Consider the following 17,126-nt stretch of genomic DNA (forward strand, 5'->3'; position numbering starts at 1 on the left):
GCGCGTTGTCACCCACTGAGCAATCGATAAGTGTCGACGCCGTGTTTGTGGTGTTGTCGTTCAATAGGAACGAGGGAGCCAATAAGATGCGGTTGCTCGACGTCGTCGTCTATCGATATCCGCGTGTTGTCGTCATCAAGGCGCACATCGTAGGTGTAGTATAGATTGTGACCTACCATAGCGTACGGGCTGATAGGCTTCACTCTGATGTATTCGACCACGGCCATCACGCGTTGGGTTGCGACGACCGGATTGGCCTGAAGCCCCACAATCGCAATGGATTTCATCAGCGCAAAGGCGCAGAAGAAAGCGACGCCGATCACGGCGTCGCTGTATTCGTATTGCCAAATAAGCAAGCGATCCCGAAAGGAAACGTTTGATTTGCGCATGTTGAAGAGTTGTGCAGCAGCGTACAATTCTTCAATATGTCTCTGCAAAAATTTATGAAGAAGGCGCTTTCATGGTTACTTCGCCTTCGAGAACGCCAGCCACAGGCCGCCGCCGACCATGAAGCTGCCGCTGATCCGCGACAGGAGCTTGACGCGGCCGGCCGACAACAGGCGACCGGCGCGGCCGGCGGCGAGCGCGTAGGTCGAATCCGACATGGCGGCGAAGATCATGGCGGTCAGGCCCATGACGACGATCTGCAGCGAATAATTGCCCTGCGGCGCGATGAACTGCGGGAAGAAGGCGCCGAAGAAGATCAGCGTCTTGGGATTGCTGAGCGCCACCAGCAGGCCCTGCAGGAAGAAGCCACCGCGTGGTTTGCGGGCGGTTCCGTCGGCGTTCAGCGTGCCCTTGGAACGGAACATCTGTACGCCCATCCAGATCAGATAGGCGGCGCCGATCAACCTGACCCACTCGAACCAGTGGCCCATGCCCGAGATCAGCGTGTTGAGGCCGATGCCGACGATGGCGATCATGACGGCGAGCCCGGCCTGCGTGCCGGCGACATTGGCGAGACCGGCACGAGTTCCGTGGCGGATGCTGTTTGCGATGATCAGCGTGACCGTCGGACCGGGCACCAGGATGATGACGACACAGGCAAGAACATAGGCGGCGTAGAGTTCCAGCGACATGACCATCCCTCGTAATGCCGCTATCGCGGCCTGTCAGACGACAATCAATGCATGGCGGCAAGGACGACGCAAGCCGGCGCGCGGCAAGCTTGGCTCAGGCGCCGGCCGGCCAGGGCAACGTCGTCTCATAGGCGGCCGCGGCCTTCAGTACGGCGAGATCGCCGCGTGGCCGGCCGATCAGCTGCATGCCCATGGGTCGGCCCCTGTCGTCGAAGCCGACCGGCACATTGACCGCCGGGCAACCGCCCAAGGTGGCAAAGGCTGAAACCTGCATCCAGCGATGGTAGCTATCCATCGCTTGGCCCGCGACCTCGCGGGGCCAATGAATGCCGACCTCGAAGGGAAAGACCTGCGCGGTCGGCAGCGCAATGAGGTCGAAGCGGTCGAAGATCGACAGCAGCGCCCGGTGCCAGGAGGTGCGGACGACCGAGGCCGCGCGGATTTGCGGCGCCGTCAGCCGCATGGCGTTCTCCACCTCCCAGACGGCTTCCGGCTTCAGCAGGCCGCGCCTGGCAGGATCGTCATAGTGCACTTTGAGGGCGCAGCCGCTGCTGGCCTGGCGCAGCGTCACGAAGGCCTGCCAGAGTGCCTCGAAATCGAAATCCGGCAACAGCGGTTCCGTCAGGAAGGAGGCATCCGCGAATCGGTTGAGTGCTGCCTCGCACAGATCGAGGATGCCGGGTTCAATCGGCAGATGGCCGCCGAGGTCGCCGAGCCAGGCGATGCGGCCGCCGGCCGCCGCCGCGAGTCCTTCGAGGAAGGAGCCTTGCTTCTCATAGGATAGGGGCGCCTGCGGATGGTAACCGGCCTGCACGTCGAGCAACAGCGCCATGTCGGCGACGTTGCGGCCCATCGGCCCCTCGACGCCCATCTGCGCGTGGAAGACCTCCAAGTCGGGACCGCTGGGCACGAGCCCCTGCGATGGCCGAAAGCCGTAGACATTGTTCCAGGCCGCCGGGTTGCGCAGCGAGCCGCCGAAATCGCTGCCGTCGGCGATGGGCACCATGTCCAGTGCCAGCGCCACCGCCGCACCGCCGCTCGAGCCGCCGGCGGTGAGCGCCGGATCGAAAGCGTTCAGCGTCGGTCCGAACACGTTGTTGTAGGTGTTGGAGCCCAGCCCGAATTCGGGAACGTTGGTCTTGCCGATGATGATGGCGCCGGCCTTGCGGATGCGTTCGACGAAGAAATCGTCTTCTTGCGGTACGAAATCGGCGAAGATCGGCGAGCCGAACGAGGTCCTGAGGCCGGTGGTCGAGGCAAGGTCCTTGATGGCGATGGGGAGGCCAAAAAGGGAGCCGGTTCCGTCCGTCCGACTGACATCGGCGGCGTCGGCCTCGCGCAGGATGTCGACGCGGTCGCGCAACGAGACGATGGCGGTGACCTGCGGATTGACCGCATCGATGCGATCGAGGAACGCCGTCACCACCTCGCGTACGGAGAGCTTCTTTCGGCGGATCGCGTCGGCGAGTTCGACAGCCGACAGGCGGCAGATCTCGCTGGCCGCGGGTACGGCATGTCTGGTGCGGGGGCGCATCATTTCAACGGGTTTCCTGCAAGGCCTGGTCGACGTCTTTCGCCAGCGGGATCGCCGGCTGGGCGCCGGGCTTGAGGCAGGCCAGCGAGCCGGCGGCGCCGGCTCGCGCCAGTGCCTGTTCGAGCGTGAAGCCCGACGCCAGGCCGGCCGCGAAATAGCCGCAGAAAGTGTCGCCGGCCCCGACCGTGTCGACCGGCGTGATCTTCAACGCGGGAACGGTCAGGAAATCGCTCGGCGTCGCCGCCATCACGCCTTCGCCGCCAAGCGTGACGACGATGGCGCGTCCGGTTTTCCCCGCAAAATCGCGCATGCGCGCCGCACGATCGCGACCCTTCAAAGCCAGCGCTTCACCATAGAGGTCGAACTCGGTCTCGTTGGCGACGACGTAGTCAGCCTTGCCGAGGAAGTCGGCCGCTTCGGCGTGGAACGGGGCCGTGTTGAGCACCGTGACCGCGCCGGCCGTCCTTGCCCGGTCGAGTGCCACATCGATCGTCGCGAGCGGAATCTCATGCTGCAGCAGCACGACGTCGCCCTTTTTCAGAAAAGCCTTGGAGAGGTCGCCGGGCACCACGGAAGCATTGGCGCCGGGAACCACGGCGATGATGTTCTCGCCGTCGTCGCCGACCATGATCAGCGCCGTGCCGGTCGAGGCAAAGGTTTCTCCCACGCCTGACAGGTCGACCTTGGCCTCGCGCAGCAACGCCAGCGCTTCGGCTGCGAAAGTGTCCTTGCCGACGGCACCGACCATGCGCACCTGAGCGCCGGCACGTGCGGCGGCGAGCGCCTGGTTGGCGCCCTTGCCGCCGGGCGCCGTCGTGAAACCGGAACCGCTCACCGTCTCACCGGGGCTCGGCAAGCGGTCGACATTGGCGATAAGGTCGAGGTTGATCGAGCCGATGACGATAATCAAGAAATGCCTCCTGCTGAATGAGCCGGAAGCTATCCTGTAAGATCATGGCTTTCCAGAGGATGCTGTTATGGCAGGCGCCAACGTGCTGCGCCATTTGCAGGTCAGCAGGGCGATATCGTTTGTCCGTAGATGAAGGCATCCGCCGGTGTTGCCGCATCAGTGTCCTTCAAGATGAAATCTGCCCCGCCTCCCAGCCCAGGATGGCGCGCTTGCGGGTCAGGCCCCAGTGATAGCCGGTGAGATCGCCCGATTTGCCGATGGCGCGGTGACAAGGCACCACGAAAGAGAGCGGGTTGGCGCCGTTGGCGGCGCCGACCGCCCGGCTGGCGCTCGGCGCGCCGATGCTGGCGGCGATCGAGGAATAGGTGCGGGCCTTGCCCATCGGGATCCGCAGCAAGGCTTCCCAGACGCGGACCTGGAAATCGGTGCCGATCATGACGACGTGCAGCGGCTGGTCGGCGCGCCACAGCGTCGGCTCGAAGATGCGCGCGGCATAGGGGCCTGTCGCTTCCCTGTCCTCGACATAGAGGGCGTTGGGCCAGCGGCCGGACATGTCGGCGAAGGCGGCGCGCTCCTCGCCGGCGTCGCAGAAGGCGAGGCCGGCAAGCCCGCGGTCCGTGGCCATGATCAGGGCGGTGCCGAAGGGAGAGGGATGATAGCCGTAGCGGATGGTGAGGCCAGCGCCGCGCGTCTTATAGTCGCCCGGCGACATCGCCTCATGGGTGACGAACAGGTCGTGCAGCCGGCCGGGACCGGACATGCCCAGCTCGAATGAGGTTTCGAGCAGCGGCATGCCGGAATCGAGCAGCTTGCGCGCATGGTTCAGCGTCACCGCCTGCAGGAAGGCCTTGGGCGACAGGCCGGCCCAGCGGGTGAAGAGTTTTTGCAAGCCGGTCGGCGTCTCGCCGACCTCTGCGGCGAGTTCCTCCAGCGATGGCTGTTCGCGATAGTCGAGGCTGATCTTCTCGATGGCGCGGCGCACGATTTCGTAGTCGCTGCCTTCGGGCGTGATGTCCTTCTCGAGGACTGCCGTGTGTGTGCTCATGGACCTGTCTCCTTGGGCTGGAATATCGCCCCTTGGGGCGCCGATCGCCACCCGAAACTTGCCTTCTTGCAGCACTTGTCCAGATAGACTCGGGATTCGAGCCAGGGAGCCGCTCATGGCTGGCGAAAAAGTACATCTGACGGGAGCAAAAGAGACCTTGCTCATGACGCTCTACGGCAAGGCGCTGGAGAGCCGGATGCCGGATTCGCTGCTTGGGGATCATTTCGCCGACGCGGCGCTGCGCAAGATCGACTATGATTTCGCCAGGCTCAAGGTCGACGAGAATCTCGGCATCGGCCTGGCGATCCGGGCCAAGACATTGGACGTCCGTGTCGAGGATTTCCTGGCCAGAAATCCTGACGCCATCGTGCTGCATCTGGGCTGCGGGCTTGATACCCGCATCTTCCGGGTCGATCCCCCACCAGGGGTGGACTGGTTCGATGTCGACTATCCCGAAGTGATCGAACTCAGGCGCAAGCTCTACCCGTTCCGCGACCATTACCACCCCATCGCTTCGTCGGTGACCGAGCCCGGCTGGTTGGCTGAAGTGCCCCGCAACCGCCCGGCCATGGTGGTGGCGGAAGGGCTGACGCCCTATCTCCCGGCGGACGATGGGCTGCGCCTGCTTTCACGGCTTGTCTCGCATCTTGCCGGGGGCGAACTGATGTTCGACGCCTACAGCCGTTTCGGGCTGATGCTGCTTCGGCTCAACCCGACCATCAAGGCGACGGGCGCCGAGGTCCACTGGGCGATCGACGACCCGCACGAGCTGGAAAGGGCGATTCCGAAGCTGCGCTTTGTCGAGAATATCTCAGCCTATAAGCCTGAGCACGCTGCTCGCATGGGCTGGTCCGCCAAGCTGTTCGTCCGCCTTTGGAAGTACATTCCGGCGCTGCGCAAGATCGGCAGGCTGCTGCGTTATCGCTTCTGACGGAAAACCGCTTCACACTTTTGCTGGAGTTGCTTCTAGCGCGCCTTGGCGGTCGCCAGCGCGCGCGAGAAGGCGGTGGCAAAGCTCTCGCGGGAATCGGGGTCGAGGAAGCCGCCGATCGGCACGTTCTGCCCCTGTGCTTCCACGGTCATTCCGGTGATGCCGATCTCGGCGTGACGGGCGACCGAAAACCGTGCCCAGAACGGATTGAAGCGATGCGCTTCCGACTTTCCCGAGGGGGCCGTCTTGCGGATGTCGAGGCTGGTGCGCGAGACCGACACTTCCTCGCGGGCGCGGGCAGCCCGATAATTGACGCGGAAGGCGATATAGACTGCAACCACGTCGAGGCCGAAGAAGCCGAACACCGGCCAGGCGCCACGCGACAGGAAAAACGCACCCGTCACCAGCCAGCCGAAGAGCAGCGCGCCCATCAGGATCACGAAGCCCGTCCTGCCCAGCGACCGATGTGGGGTCAGCAATGCGTGAAAGAAGGGCTCGTCAGCCTGGAACGAGGCGTTTGTATCGCTCATGACAGACTATTATAGGAGGGAAATGGCGCGCCCCAAGTCCAAAGAATCATCCATGTCCGAAAAAGAGCCGCCGCCCGGACGGCGCGATGGCTCCAACGCCAAGCCGCGTCCACGGCCCGTGCGGCGGACTTCGCGCTACAGCCCGGCTGAAGTGCATGAAATATTCCGGCGCTTTTCGGTGCAGCGGCCGGAGCCGAAAGGCGAGCTCGAACACGTCAACGCCTTCACGCTGCTGGTTGCGGTGGTGCTGTCGGCGCAAGCGACCGATGCCGGCGTCAACAAGGCGACGCGTGCCTTGTTCAAGACCGCCGATACGCCGCAAAAGATGCTGGCGCTGGGTGAAGCCAAGGTCGGCGACTACATCAGGACCATCGGGCTCTGGCGCAACAAGGCCAAGAACGTCATGGCACTATCGGAGGCGTTGATCCGCGACCATGGCGGCGAGGTGCCGGATGACCGCGATGAGCTGGTCAAGCTGCCTGGTGTCGGGCGCAAGACCGCCAATGTCGTGCTCAACATGGCCTTCGGCCAGCATACGATGGCGGTCGACACCCACATCTTGCGCATCGGCAACCGGCTTGGCCTGGCGCCCGGCAAGACTCCGGAACAGGTCGAGCAGGGACTTTTGGAGATCATCCCGGACGAATATATGCGCCACGCGCATCACTGGCTGATCCTGCATGGTCGCTATGTCTGCAAGGCGCGCAAGCCGGATTGCCCGGCCTGCGTCATCGCCGATATCTGCAAGGCGGAGGTGAAGACGACCAGCATTCCGGCACCGCTGGTGCCGATCGCTCCGCTCGAAACGGTTGCCGCTGACGATCAGGTGCCGTAGCCACGCGCCATCGCCGCCGCGAAGACCGGGATCAGCAGGAATACGAACGCCTCGGCGCGGATAAAGGTCTTTACCGAGGCCAGTTCGCTCGAGGGCACGCCGAAGGAAGGATTGGCGCTGGCCTGCCTGTTCCAGGAAATGAAACGGACGGTCGGGACGATCGACAGCAGGCCGACGATGCCGAACGCCGCCATCTTGGCCCAGAACACCCAGTTGTGGACGTAGAACTCCCAACCCTTGAGGCCCCAGACGACACGGCCGATGCCGACGATGATGATGAGCGCGGCGATGATGCCGTAGTGGCGGTCGATGCCGGCGAGCCGCTTGAGCGTGGCGGCCGGCATATCGCCACGGATCAGCACGAATTCGGCGCCGATGATCCCGGCCAGCGAGAACACCAGCACATGGTGGAGGATGGCGAGCATGAGGTCGGTGGTGTCCATGCGGTTTTCCTTGGATCGGCGGCACCGGCCGGCGCCTGAATGAATGGGACGCGCTGAATCAGCCCATGTCGAAAATAACACCGCCGCGCGAAAATCCCATAGCGCGGCCCGGATGTCATCAAGGCTGCCGGACGTTGCGGCTTTGTCCTGGATGACGGTTCCTGGTTCCCTGGCTCTTGCACCGCGCCGGCGATTTGCTAACCGCAGGCCGTAACGCGAGGCAAAATGCAATGAACACGACGCAAGCGACCATCGCTCCGGTCATCGAGACGCCGCGAACCATTCTGCGGGCACACCGGCTCGGTGATTTCGATGCCTATGCCGCGATGTGGGCTGATCCGGTCGTCACCCGTTTCATCGGCGGCAAGCCCCGCACACGCGAAGAAAGCTGGATGCGCTTCCTGCGTCACGCAGGCCTGTGGTCGCTGCTGGGCTACGGATTCTGGGCCATCGAAGAAAAGGCCACCGGCCATTTTATCGGTGAAGCCGGTTTTCATGATCTGAAGCGTGAGATGCAGCCGTCGATTGAAGGCATTCCGGAGGCCGGATGGGCGCTGGCGGCGGCCGCGCACGGGGCGGGTCTTGCCTCGGAGGTCGTCGGCCGCGTCCTGGCATGGGGCGAAGAGACGTTCGGGTCTGTCAGAACCGTCTGCATCATCGATCCCGAGAACACCGCCTCCTTGAACGTCGCAACGAAATGCGGCTACCGGGAAGCGGTGCGAACCGTCTATCACGACGCCCCGACAATCCTGCTGGAGCGGCTGTCCTGAGGCAGTTCTAGCCCCTTTCGCCGCCGACATAGGCGCGAACCGCCGAAAGCGTATGGAGGCTCGGGCTGGCGACCAGCGCCTGAACGAGGACTTCGAAATTTAGCGGCCCTTTTCAAGAGCCGCGGGAGCTAAGACAGAGTCTCCGCCGCGAGGCTCGGGCGCTTTCACACGTTGCAGGAAAGCCGCATCGACGGGCTTATGCCTGCTCGAGCGGCGCAGGTCCGGGAAGCTTCAAGGTGTTCACCAGCGTCGCGAGATCGGGCTCGTCGATGAGCATCGCGGCGTCGGCCGGCGCCAGCCAAGCCCGCTGCCGCCGTTTGGCTTCCTGCCAGTCGGCAAGCTCTTCCGTCACTTCCAGCAGAAACACGACGACGTCGACGCGGACAAAGCGGTTGGCCAAGCGTTTCCAGTAGGAATACGTGCCCGCCGGCTGCTTCAGCGTCTTGCCAACCACGCCGGCTTCTTCCAGCGCCTCGATGGTGGCTGCCTTGCGCCCGTTCTTGCCTTTCATAGGCCACCCCTTGGGCACGATGAAGCGTCTCGTCGTTCTCGATGTGACCAGCATCACCTCGATGTCACCGTGAGTGTTCAGCCGAAAGGGAATCGCCGCCACCTGGCGGATCCTTTGGCCATTCTCGGCCTGGCGTACGGCCTTTTTCTTGGTGGCTGCCATCTCAACAATCCAGTCGCTGTAATGCCCCTTAGCGTGATGCGACGCCTTTGCAAAATCCAAACTACCGCAGGGGCACCCAAAGTGCCCTATCATGTAAGTCGGCTAAATAAAAGAAGGTTGCCCGGCTGTCAGCGGCAGGTGCTGACGGCGGTATTGCCGATTATCTGCATCTGGCAGCTCGGCCTGACCTGCGGAACGACAGGCGGAGGCTGCTGGACGATGACGCGATCCTGGGCACGATATTGCTGTTGCTGCTGCTGAAATTGCTGCCGCTGAATCCGGTTCTGCAAGGCTTGCAGATCATCCTGCTGGATGAGCATATTGTTTCTGACGGCTGGATTGAGCACCTGCGCGGAAGCGGGCGACGTAATGCCGGCGGCACCAGCCAGCATTGCCAGTACGAAAATCATCGGCGAACGACGCGTGTACATCCGCTCATTCCTGCAAAAAAATCTCATCACACCAGATATATAGGGTGTTTGTCCGGCGATGCCATGGCGGGAATGTTGACCGCCCTCACTCCAACCGCGACGTGGACCTCAACAACCAGATCGCGACGCCCTGGCGCTGACAGGTGCGTGCAAGGCTTGGCTTCACGCAACAGATGGGCGCGTTCTACCTGCAGCCGACCTTGCAGTTCGACGCGCGCTGGCTGCGTGTTTCCGGAAAGGAAGAAGGGTCGGTTGCCGGTTTCAACTTCGATGGATCGGCAGACACCTTCTATGCGGCGACGCCGGCGCTCGAAATCGGAACCGACATCGCACTCAGCGATATTGCCAGTCTTCGCTTCTATGAAAAGGCCGGGGTGGAGTTTTCCACCAAGCAGTGGGAGATCGAAGGCCGCTTTGCGGCTGCGGAGAATCTGCCCGGCAACCCGGCATTGCACTTGACGGAAGCGATCGATTCGCCGCTCTATCGGGTCGGCGCCGGCCTCCAGTTGAATGGCGTCAATGGTGTCGGCATGTCCGTCAGGTATAATGGCGCCTTCGGGGAAACGGTCAAACAGAATGCAGTCAGCGCGTCTCTCAAGGTCAGTTTCTAGGCTGGCTCAGGGCCGGGCCGGGCGAGAGAGATCTTGATGAGGAAATACGCGTATTTCGCAGCAGTGCTGGGTGCTGCCTGTATCGCCGGCCTGCCGGCCATGGCGGCGCAAACCAAGAGCGACAAGGTGGCGGCAACACCGCCCGCCGCAGTCGCCGCGCCGCAGCTGCCCGGCGGTGCATCGGCCTTGTCCGAAACCCATGGCGACTGGACGGTCAATTGCCAGATATCGGGCACGAACAAGGTCTGCAGCCTGTCGCATCAGCAATTCAACAAGCAAAGCAACCAGCGACTGCTGGCGATCGAACTGTCGAGCAAGACCGGCGAGGATGCGAGCGGAACCCTTGCCCTGCCGTTCGGCCTGGCGCTTGCCAAGGGTGTCGCGCTGACCATAGACGACCAGAAGCTCGACGGCAGCCTTCCATTCAACACCTGCCAGGTGGTCGGCTGCCTGGTGCCGGTGGCGTTCGACGCCAATGTCACGCCGCTGCTGAAGAACGGCACCACGCTGAAGATCGACGCGTTCGCGGCCGATACCGGGCAAGTCGTAAGCTTTTCCATTCCGCTCAACGGCTTCGGCGGGGCGCTTGCCCGCACGGCGGAGCTTTTGGCCAACTGACGGCTTAGAGCGGTTCAGCGTTTGATAGAATCGCTGGACCGCTCTAACTATTTGTTTTCACGCAATTCCGGACGGAAAACCGCTACGCACTTTCCTGGAATTCTTCTAGCTCACCGCGGGCGACGGGGTGTTGGCGGCTTCCGCCAACACTTGTCAGACAACGATCGTCTTCAACCGCTCGGCGATGAGCGCGGCGAGTCGCGCCGCCACTTCGTCCTTGGTCATTTCAGGCCATTCCTCGACGCCGGACTTCGACACGATCCGCACCCGATTGCGATCGCCGCCCATCACGCCTGAAGGACCGATGCCGCTGGCCTGCGACACATCGTTGGCGACGATGAGATCGGCACCTTTCTTCGCGAGCTTGGCCTCGGCGTTGCGCAAGAGATCCTGCGTCTCGGCTGCAAAGCCGACGACCAGGCCGGGTCGCTGCTCGTGGTGGCCAACGCCCGCCATGATGTCGGGGTTTTCGAGCATGCGCAGCACCGGCGGGCCTTCGCCCGCGACCTTCTTGATCTTCTCACCGGCTGAATTCTCGGTGCGCCAGTCGGCAACGGCGGCGACGAATACCGCAGCGTCGGCGGGCAGAAGGCGTTCCACTACGTCGCGCATTTCCTGCGCTCGCTCGACATGGATGGTTTTCACACCGGCTGGGTCGGCAATGCTCACGGGACCCGAGACAAGGCGGACATCGGCGCCAAGCCTTGCCAGTGCCGCGGCAATGGCGTGGCCCTGCTTGCCGGAAGACCGGTTGGCGATATAGCGCACGGGATCGATCGGCTCGTGCGTCGGGCCTGACGTGACGATGATCTTGCGCCCCGCCAGCGGCTTGGGGCCGGCATCGAGCAGCGCCTCTACCGCGGCGACGATCTCGAGCGGTTCGGCCATGCGGCCTTCGCCGGCCTCGTTGCTCTCGGCCATTTCACCCTTGGCGGGGCCGACGAAGGCGATGCCGTCCTTGCTCAACGTCGCGCGGTTGCGGCGGGTGGCGGGATGCGACCACATCTTCGGGTTCATCGCCGGGACCATCAGCACCGGCTTGTCGGTGGCGATGAGCACGGTCGAGGCCAGATCGTTGGCATGGCCATTGGCGAGCTTGGCCATCAGGTCGGCGGTGGCGGGCGCCACCACCAGGAGGTCCGCCTCGCGCGACAGCCTGATGTGGCCGACATCGTGTTCATCGTCGCGGTCGAACAGGTCGGTGAAGACATGGTCGGCGGAAAGCGCCCCGACCGACAGCGTCGTCACGAATTCCTGCGCCGCCGACGTCATGACCACCCGCACCGCCGCGCCACGCTCGCGCAACCGGCGGATCAGGTCGAGCGCCTTGTAGGCGGCGATGCCGCCGCCGATGATGAGCAGGATGCGTCTGTTGGAAAGTGAGCCTAGGAGCAAGCTGTTGCCTGCCAAGGCTGACGCCGGGGTCGGGGCGCCTTGCGAACCGGCCAGTTCGCGGAGGGCTTTCTCTATCTGGTCGAGACGGCCGACCGGGCCGATCTGACCGTCGACAGCGGCCCGGATCATCACCCGCGCCTGTTCTTCCATGGAACGATCGTTTTCCGCCGCGAGCCGGCGCAGCAGTTCCTTGACCTCATCATCCAGGTTGCGGATCGTGATGCTGGCCATATGATTGCACTCCACCCCAATCCTGCCTGATAGCGATGATAGCAATGCAATCAAATTGCCGCAAGCCGCGGGCCTCGCCTCGAAGGCAGGGCCTAAAATATCTTCCAGGCGATATAGACCAGCGTCAGCGCGATCACCCACAACGCCACACGGCCGGAACGGCTGTAGCGCGCCTCGGCCTTACCTATGGCGCGGGCGGTCGCCTCATCGAAGCGCAGGCCGTGCTCGGCCATCAGGTCGATCTCTCGCGACAGCCGTTCCGTACGGAGCGCGAGTTCCGGCGCCTGGCGGATCAGCGCCAGCATCGCCTTGCCGCCGTCGCGCGCGTCGGTCAGCAAGCCGCGCGGCCCGAGATTCCCGGCTATCCAGCCACTGACCACCGGCTCGGCTGTCTTCCACATGTTGAAGGCCGGATCGAGCGTGCGCGCCACGCCCTCGACAACCACCATCGTCTTCTGCAGCAGGATGAGTTCAGGCCGCGTCGCCATGTCGAACAGTTCGGTCACCTCGAACAGCAACGTCAGAAGCTTGGCCATCGAAATGGTTTCGGCGGGCTGGCCGTGGATCGGCTCGCCGATGGCACGGATCGCCTGCGCGAAGGCAGAGACATTGTGCTGGCGCGGCACATAGCCGGCTTCGAAATGCACCTCTGCGACGCGCAGATAGTCGCGTGTGATGAAGCCGTAGAGGATCTCGGCGAGGAAGCGGCGCTCCTTCTTGCCGAGGCGTCCGGCAATGCCGAGATCCACGGCGACGATGGTGCCGTTTGCCTCGACGAACAAATTGCCCGGATGCATGTCGGCGTGGAAGAAGCCATCGCGCAGCGTATGGCGCAGGAAGGACTGGATGAGATTGGCGGCGATCGCCTTCAGGTCATGGCCGGCGCTTTGCAGGCTGGCGATGTCGTTCATCTTGACACCATCGACCCATTCCATGGTCAGCACGTCGCGGCCGGTGCGTTCCCAGTCCACCGAAGGGACGCGAAAGCCAGGGTCTTCCCTGGTGTTCTCGCCGAGTTCGGAGAGTGCCGCCGCCTCAAGGCGCAGGTCCATCTCGATCTTCGTGGTCTGGGCCAGCGTCTCGGTCACCTCGACCGGCCGCAGCCGGCGCGAGGAAGGGATGTATTTCTCCTGCAGGCGGGCGGCGAGAAAATAGCTTTCGAGATCGTGGAAGAAGCGGCGGCGAACGCCCGGCCGGATCACTTTCACCGCCACCTGGGTGGTCACGCCATCATGCATGGTGTCGGCGGTATGCACCTGGGCGATGGAGGCAGCCGCGACGGGATCGCCGAACCGCGCGTAGAGATCGCCCACCTTGCGGCCGAGCGAGGCCTCGACGGCCGCGATCGCTTCGGCCTTCGGAAATGTGTGCATCTTGTCCTGCAGCATGGCGAGATCGAGCGCCATGTCGTTGCCGACGACGTCGGGCCGCGTCGCCAGGAACTGGCCAAGCTTGACGTAGGATGGGCCGAGCCGGACCACTGCCTTGGCCAGCCGATCGCTGCGCTCATAGGCGAGCGCGCGGCGGCGGGTGAACAGCCGCGCCAGCCGCCAGCCGAGTTTCGGCAGGCCGGACAGTTCCTCGCCGGGCAAGGCCGCGACGACGCCCTCGCGCACCAGCACCCAACCGGCCCGTACGAGCCGGAATCCCGCGCTGACGGTGCTCATGGCCGCGTCCGCCCCACCGGTTCATCGAACTGGCGCAAGGCACGTCGCGTGTTGGAGATGGGCGACGGCGTCAAAGCTTCCAGCCCGAATGCAGGGCCGCTATGCCGCCTGAATAGTTGCGGAAGGAGACGCGGTCGAAGCCGGCGCGGGAAATCATCGCCGCGAAGTTTTGCTGATTGGGGAATTTCGCGATCGATTCGACCAGATAGGAATAGGGCTCGCCGTCGCCCGTGACCAACTTGCCGATCCTGGGAATGGCATTGAACGACCAGGCTTCGTAGACCTTGTCGAGCAACGGCATCTCGACCTCGGAAAACTCCAGGCACAGGAAGCGGCCGCCGGGTTTCAGCACGCGGAACGCCTCGCCCAGGGCCACGTCGATATGCGGGACGTTGCGAATGCCGAACGCGATGGTGTAGGCGTCGAAGCTGGCGTCAGCGAAGGGCAGTTCCTCGGCGTTGGCCTCGACGAAATCGGTGTTGCCGGACAGGCCCTTCTTTTCAGCCCGGTCGCGGCCGACGGCGAGCATCGAGCCGTTGATGTCGAGCACGGTGGCATGGGCATGGCCATGGCTGGCAGCGACGATGTGGAAGGCGATGTCGCCGGTGCCACCGGCAACATCGAGCACACGCCAGCCTGCCCGCTTTGGCGGATTGAGCCAGGCGACCATGGCATCCTTCCACAGCCGGTGCAGGCCGCCAGACATCAGGTCGTTCATCAGGTCGTAGCGATTGGCGACCTTGTGGAAAACATCGTTGACCAGGGATTGCTTCTGGCCTTCCCCTACACGCTTGAAACCATAGGAGGTTTCCATGCCGCCGGCGGCCGTGGTTCTCTCAACTGACATTTTTTTTTTGATCCGTCATAAAACCGGCGGGACCATAGCCGATCGATGGTGCGGGCGCTATTGTTTAAGGCGCGGTGTTCAGCCGCGCTTCTAGGTGGTGGGTTTTCGAGACCTGGACTGACAGACGGGATGTTTGAATGCCTCTGAAAGCGGAACTGCACTGCCACATCGAAGGGGCAGCGGCGCCCGATCTCGTCATCCGCCAGGCGCAGAAATACGGCAAGGATACCTCGCCCTACATCCAGAACGGGTCCTTCGTCTGGCACGATTTCACCTCCTTTCTCGCGGCTTACGACTTTTCCGCCGACCTGTTCCGGACCGAGGAGGATTATGCGCGGCTGGCCGACCATTATCTGACCAGCCTGGCACGCGACGGGGCAATCTACTCCGAGGTGTTCACCTCGCCGGACCACGCGACGAAAGCCGGGCTGTCACCCAAGGCTTACACCGACGCGCTCGGCGAAGGCATGCTGCGCGCCAAGGCCAAGACCGGCATCGAGGGACGCATGATCGTCACCGGTGTCCGCCATGTCGGCGTCGAATCGATCGAACGGGCGGCACGCTTCGCGGCACGTTGCGGGCACCCGCTGGTCACCGGTTTCGGCGTCGCCGGCGACGAGCGCATAGGCGACATGGAAGACTATGTCAGGGCTTTCGAGATCGCGCGCGAGGCCGGGCTCGGCATCACCGTCCATGCCGGCGAACTGACGGGCTGGCAGACTGTCCAGGCGGCACTCGACCATATTCGCCCGTCGCGCATCGGCCATGGTGTGCGCGCCATCGAAAACCCGGACCTTGTCCGACGCATCGCCGACGAGGGCGTCGTGCTGGAGTGCTGCCCCGGTTCCAACATCGCGCTCAAGGTGTTCGACAGTTTCGCCGATCATCCGTTTCCGGCCCTGCAGGCGGCCGGCTGCAAGGTGACACTCAACTCCGACGACCCGCCTTATTTTTGGACCTCGCTGAAGCGGGAGTACGACATTGCGGCGGAGCATTTCGCGATGAGCGAGAAAGCGCTCGTCGCGGTCACTAGGACGGCGATCGAGGCGGCTTTCGTCGACCGCAAGACCAAAGCGGCGCTTCTTGTCCGGCTGAACAGCGCCGCTCGCTGATTCTTCCGACAAAGCTGTGGTCGGTGCGGGCCAAGCGGTTCCTTGGCCGGTCCAATATCGCTAGGGTTCTCCCAAGCAGCTTGAAGCGCGGCACGTCCGAAGGGATCCAGGCGCGGTTTCGGGCGACATGCATCAGGAGAACATCATGAAGGGCGTCACCGTCGTCGACCATCCGCTTGTCCAGCACAAGCTGACTATCATGCGCAAGAAGGAGACCTCGACGGCCGGCTTCCGGCGCCTGCTGCGCGAGATTTCGCTGCTGCTCGGCTATGAGGTGACCCGCAATCTCGAGCTGACGACGACAACGATCGAAACGCCTATGGAGACGATGGAGGCTCCGACGCTGGAGGGCAAGAAGCTGGTCTTCGCCTCGGTGCTGCGCGCCGGCAACGGCTTGCTCGAAGGCTTGCTCGACCTGGTGCCGGCGGCCCGCGTGGCCCATGTCGGCCTCTACCGCGACCATGAAACGCTGGAGGCTGTCGAGTATTTCTTCAAGGCGCCGAGCGACCTCGCCGACCGGCTGGTGATCGTCGTCGACCCGATGCTGGCGACCGCCAATTCGGCGATCGCGGCGATCGACAAATTGAAAGAGCGCGGCGCCACCAATATCCGCTTCCTGTGCCTGCTGGCGGCGCCCGAAGGTATCGAGCGCTTCACCAAGGCGCATCCGGATGTTCCGGTCTTCACCGCGTCCATCGACCGCCAGCTTAATGAGAAGGGCTACATCATGCCTGGCCTTGGCGACGCCGGCGATCGCATGTACGGGACGAAGTAACATCAGGCAAAATGCTGGTGTGATTTACCAAATGTTTACGCAAAGACGCGGTTTCGACGCGCATTAAAGCGGCGAACACCATACGGGGCTAAAAAGGATCGGCCATCACAAAGGCCGATCCATGCTGCGCAAGCTTCTTATCCTCAGCGTCTTTGCCGGTGCGTCGGCATCGATCCCGGTTGTCTACCAGTCGAATCCGCGAATATTCGAAAACCTGCTGAAATCGGCGGTGACAACCAAGCCTGGGGCCGAGACGCAACCCGAGGTCAGCCTGGCGTCCGTTCCCGACAAGCCGGTGGCGCCGCTGCCGACCGGCCGCAAGGTCGTGGTCGCGGCGGACGGGCGTGGACACTTCTCGTCCACCTTCAAGCTCAACGGCCGTCAGATCGACGGCATGATCGACACCGGCGCGACGCTGGTGGCGGTCAATACGTCGACGGCGCGCCGGATCGGGCTGTCGCTCAATCCCGCCGATTTCAGCCACGAGGTCAACACCGCCAACGGCACCATCAAGGCAGCCGTGGTGATGATCGACCGCCTGCAGATCGGCAGCATCAGCGTCGACAGTGTGCAGGCGATCGTGCTCGACGACAAGGCACTGCGCACCAACCTGATCGGCATGAGCTTCCTCAGTCGGCTCGGCAAATACCAGGCCGAGAACGGCACATTGCTATTGGTTCAGTAGTGTC

At 63.4% G+C, this 17,126-nt stretch carries 20 protein-coding genes; 8 read left to right on the forward strand and 12 right to left on the reverse strand.

Features of this window, described 5'->3' with window-relative positions; genetic code table 11:
* Positions 1-8 precede the first annotated feature (8 nt).
* From FJ970_RS08840 to FJ970_RS08860, 5 genes are all read right to left on the reverse strand, one after another.
* Positions 9-416 carry a hypothetical protein gene (locus FJ970_RS08840; RefSeq protein WP_181178339.1) on the reverse strand — a complete coding sequence of 136 codons (408 nt, stop codon included), beginning with the start codon at positions 414-416 and terminating at the stop codon, positions 9-11.
* Between the two features lie 48 nt (positions 417-464).
* The gene (locus FJ970_RS08845) at positions 465-1,079 is read right to left on the reverse strand and encodes a LysE family translocator (RefSeq protein WP_140756249.1); all 615 of its coding nucleotides are present in this window, start codon (positions 1,077-1,079) and stop codon (positions 465-467) included.
* 94 nt (positions 1,080-1,173) lie between these two features.
* Positions 1,174-2,616 carry an amidase gene (locus FJ970_RS08850; protein ID WP_140756247.1) on the reverse strand — a complete coding sequence of 481 codons (1,443 nt, stop codon included), beginning with the start codon at positions 2,614-2,616 and terminating at the stop codon, positions 1,174-1,176.
* Between the two features lies 1 nt (position 2,617).
* Positions 2,618-3,523 (reverse strand): ribokinase, encoded by a 906-nt coding sequence (locus FJ970_RS08855; protein WP_140756245.1) that lies wholly within the window; start codon positions 3,521-3,523, stop codon positions 2,618-2,620.
* Positions 3,524-3,689: 166 nt separating this feature from the next.
* Positions 3,690-4,568: a methylated-DNA--[protein]-cysteine S-methyltransferase gene (locus FJ970_RS08860; RefSeq protein ID WP_140756243.1), complete on the reverse strand. Its 879-nt coding sequence runs from the start codon at positions 4,566-4,568 to the stop codon at positions 3,690-3,692.
* Between the two features lie 115 nt (positions 4,569-4,683).
* Between FJ970_RS08860 and FJ970_RS08865 the strand changes: the two genes are divergently transcribed.
* Positions 4,684-5,499, forward strand: a complete 816-nt coding sequence (locus FJ970_RS08865; RefSeq protein WP_140756241.1) for a class I SAM-dependent methyltransferase — start codon at positions 4,684-4,686, stop codon at positions 5,497-5,499.
* Positions 5,500-5,534: 35 nt separating this feature from the next.
* Here FJ970_RS08865 and FJ970_RS08870 read toward each other — a convergent pair whose 3' ends face one another.
* Entirely contained in the window at positions 5,535-6,029 is a 495-nt protein-coding gene (locus FJ970_RS08870; protein WP_140756239.1) for a DUF2244 domain-containing protein, read from the reverse strand.
* A 22-nt stretch (positions 6,030-6,051) separates the two neighbouring features.
* Here FJ970_RS08870 and nth point away from each other — a divergent pair, with 22 nt between their 5' ends.
* Positions 6,052-6,864: an endonuclease III gene (gene nth / locus FJ970_RS08875; RefSeq protein WP_140756237.1), complete on the forward strand. Its 813-nt coding sequence runs from the start codon at positions 6,052-6,054 to the stop codon at positions 6,862-6,864.
* Here nth and FJ970_RS08880 read toward each other — a convergent pair.
* On the reverse strand, positions 6,852-7,307 hold the full coding sequence (locus tag FJ970_RS08880) for a DUF2214 family protein (RefSeq protein ID WP_140756235.1): 456 nt from the start codon (positions 7,305-7,307) through the stop codon (positions 6,852-6,854). The two genes, nth and FJ970_RS08880, sit on opposite strands and share 13 nt — an antisense overlap.
* Before the next feature lie 230 nt (positions 7,308-7,537).
* Between FJ970_RS08880 and FJ970_RS08885 the strand changes: the two genes are divergently transcribed.
* Entirely contained in the window at positions 7,538-8,077 is a 540-nt protein-coding gene (locus FJ970_RS08885) for a GNAT family N-acetyltransferase (RefSeq protein WP_140756490.1), read from the forward strand.
* A 196-nt stretch (positions 8,078-8,273) separates the two neighbouring features.
* Here the strand turns inward: FJ970_RS08885 and FJ970_RS08890 are convergent, their stop codons facing one another.
* Positions 8,274-8,750, reverse strand: coding sequence for an NUDIX hydrolase (locus FJ970_RS08890; RefSeq protein ID WP_140756233.1), 477 nt, complete (start codon positions 8,748-8,750; stop codon positions 8,274-8,276).
* A gap of 128 nt (positions 8,751-8,878) precedes the next feature.
* Positions 8,879-9,181, reverse strand: coding sequence for a hypothetical protein (locus FJ970_RS08895; RefSeq protein WP_140756231.1), 303 nt, complete (start codon positions 9,179-9,181; stop codon positions 8,879-8,881).
* 200 nt (positions 9,182-9,381) lie between these two features.
* On the opposite strand from FJ970_RS08895, the gene FJ970_RS08900 reads away from it, so the two are divergent.
* On the forward strand, positions 9,382-9,792 hold the full coding sequence (locus FJ970_RS08900) for a hypothetical protein (RefSeq protein WP_227792055.1): 411 nt from the start codon (positions 9,382-9,384) through the stop codon (positions 9,790-9,792).
* A gap of 36 nt (positions 9,793-9,828) precedes the next feature.
* A complete protein-coding gene (locus tag FJ970_RS08905) occupies positions 9,829-10,410 on the forward strand; it encodes an invasion associated locus B family protein (protein WP_140756230.1) in 582 nt (193 codons plus the stop codon).
* Positions 10,411-10,563: 153 nt separating this feature from the next.
* On the opposite strand, the gene coaBC is transcribed toward FJ970_RS08905, so the two are convergent.
* The 3 genes from coaBC to ubiE form a co-directional block, all read right to left on the reverse strand.
* Positions 10,564-12,036, reverse strand: a complete 1,473-nt coding sequence (gene coaBC, locus FJ970_RS08910; protein WP_210243029.1) for a bifunctional phosphopantothenoylcysteine decarboxylase/phosphopantothenate--cysteine ligase CoaBC — start codon at positions 12,034-12,036, stop codon at positions 10,564-10,566.
* A gap of 92 nt (positions 12,037-12,128) precedes the next feature.
* Positions 12,129-13,703 (reverse strand): 2-polyprenylphenol 6-hydroxylase, encoded by a 1,575-nt coding sequence (gene ubiB, locus FJ970_RS08915; protein WP_140756229.1) that lies wholly within the window; start codon positions 13,701-13,703, stop codon positions 12,129-12,131.
* A gap of 70 nt (positions 13,704-13,773) precedes the next feature.
* Positions 13,774-14,550, reverse strand: coding sequence for a bifunctional demethylmenaquinone methyltransferase/2-methoxy-6-polyprenyl-1,4-benzoquinol methylase UbiE (ubiE, locus tag FJ970_RS08920; RefSeq protein WP_140756228.1), 777 nt, complete (start codon positions 14,548-14,550; stop codon positions 13,774-13,776).
* Between the two features lie 137 nt (positions 14,551-14,687).
* Between ubiE and FJ970_RS08925 the strand changes: the two genes are divergently transcribed.
* From FJ970_RS08925 to FJ970_RS08935, 3 genes are all read left to right on the forward strand, one after another.
* Entirely contained in the window at positions 14,688-15,662 is a 975-nt protein-coding gene (locus FJ970_RS08925) for an adenosine deaminase (protein WP_140756227.1), read from the forward strand.
* Positions 15,663-15,807: 145 nt separating this feature from the next.
* On the forward strand, positions 15,808-16,437 hold the full coding sequence (upp, locus tag FJ970_RS08930; RefSeq protein WP_015315749.1) for a uracil phosphoribosyltransferase: 630 nt from the start codon (positions 15,808-15,810) through the stop codon (positions 16,435-16,437).
* A 121-nt stretch (positions 16,438-16,558) separates the two neighbouring features.
* Positions 16,559-17,122, forward strand: a complete 564-nt coding sequence (locus FJ970_RS08935; protein WP_140756226.1) for a TIGR02281 family clan AA aspartic protease — start codon at positions 16,559-16,561, stop codon at positions 17,120-17,122.
* The last annotated feature ends 4 nt before the right edge of the window (positions 17,123-17,126 follow it).

This window comes from Mesorhizobium sp. B2-1-8, from assembly GCF_006442545.2.
Lineage (GTDB): Bacteria > Pseudomonadota > Alphaproteobacteria > Rhizobiales > Rhizobiaceae > Mesorhizobium.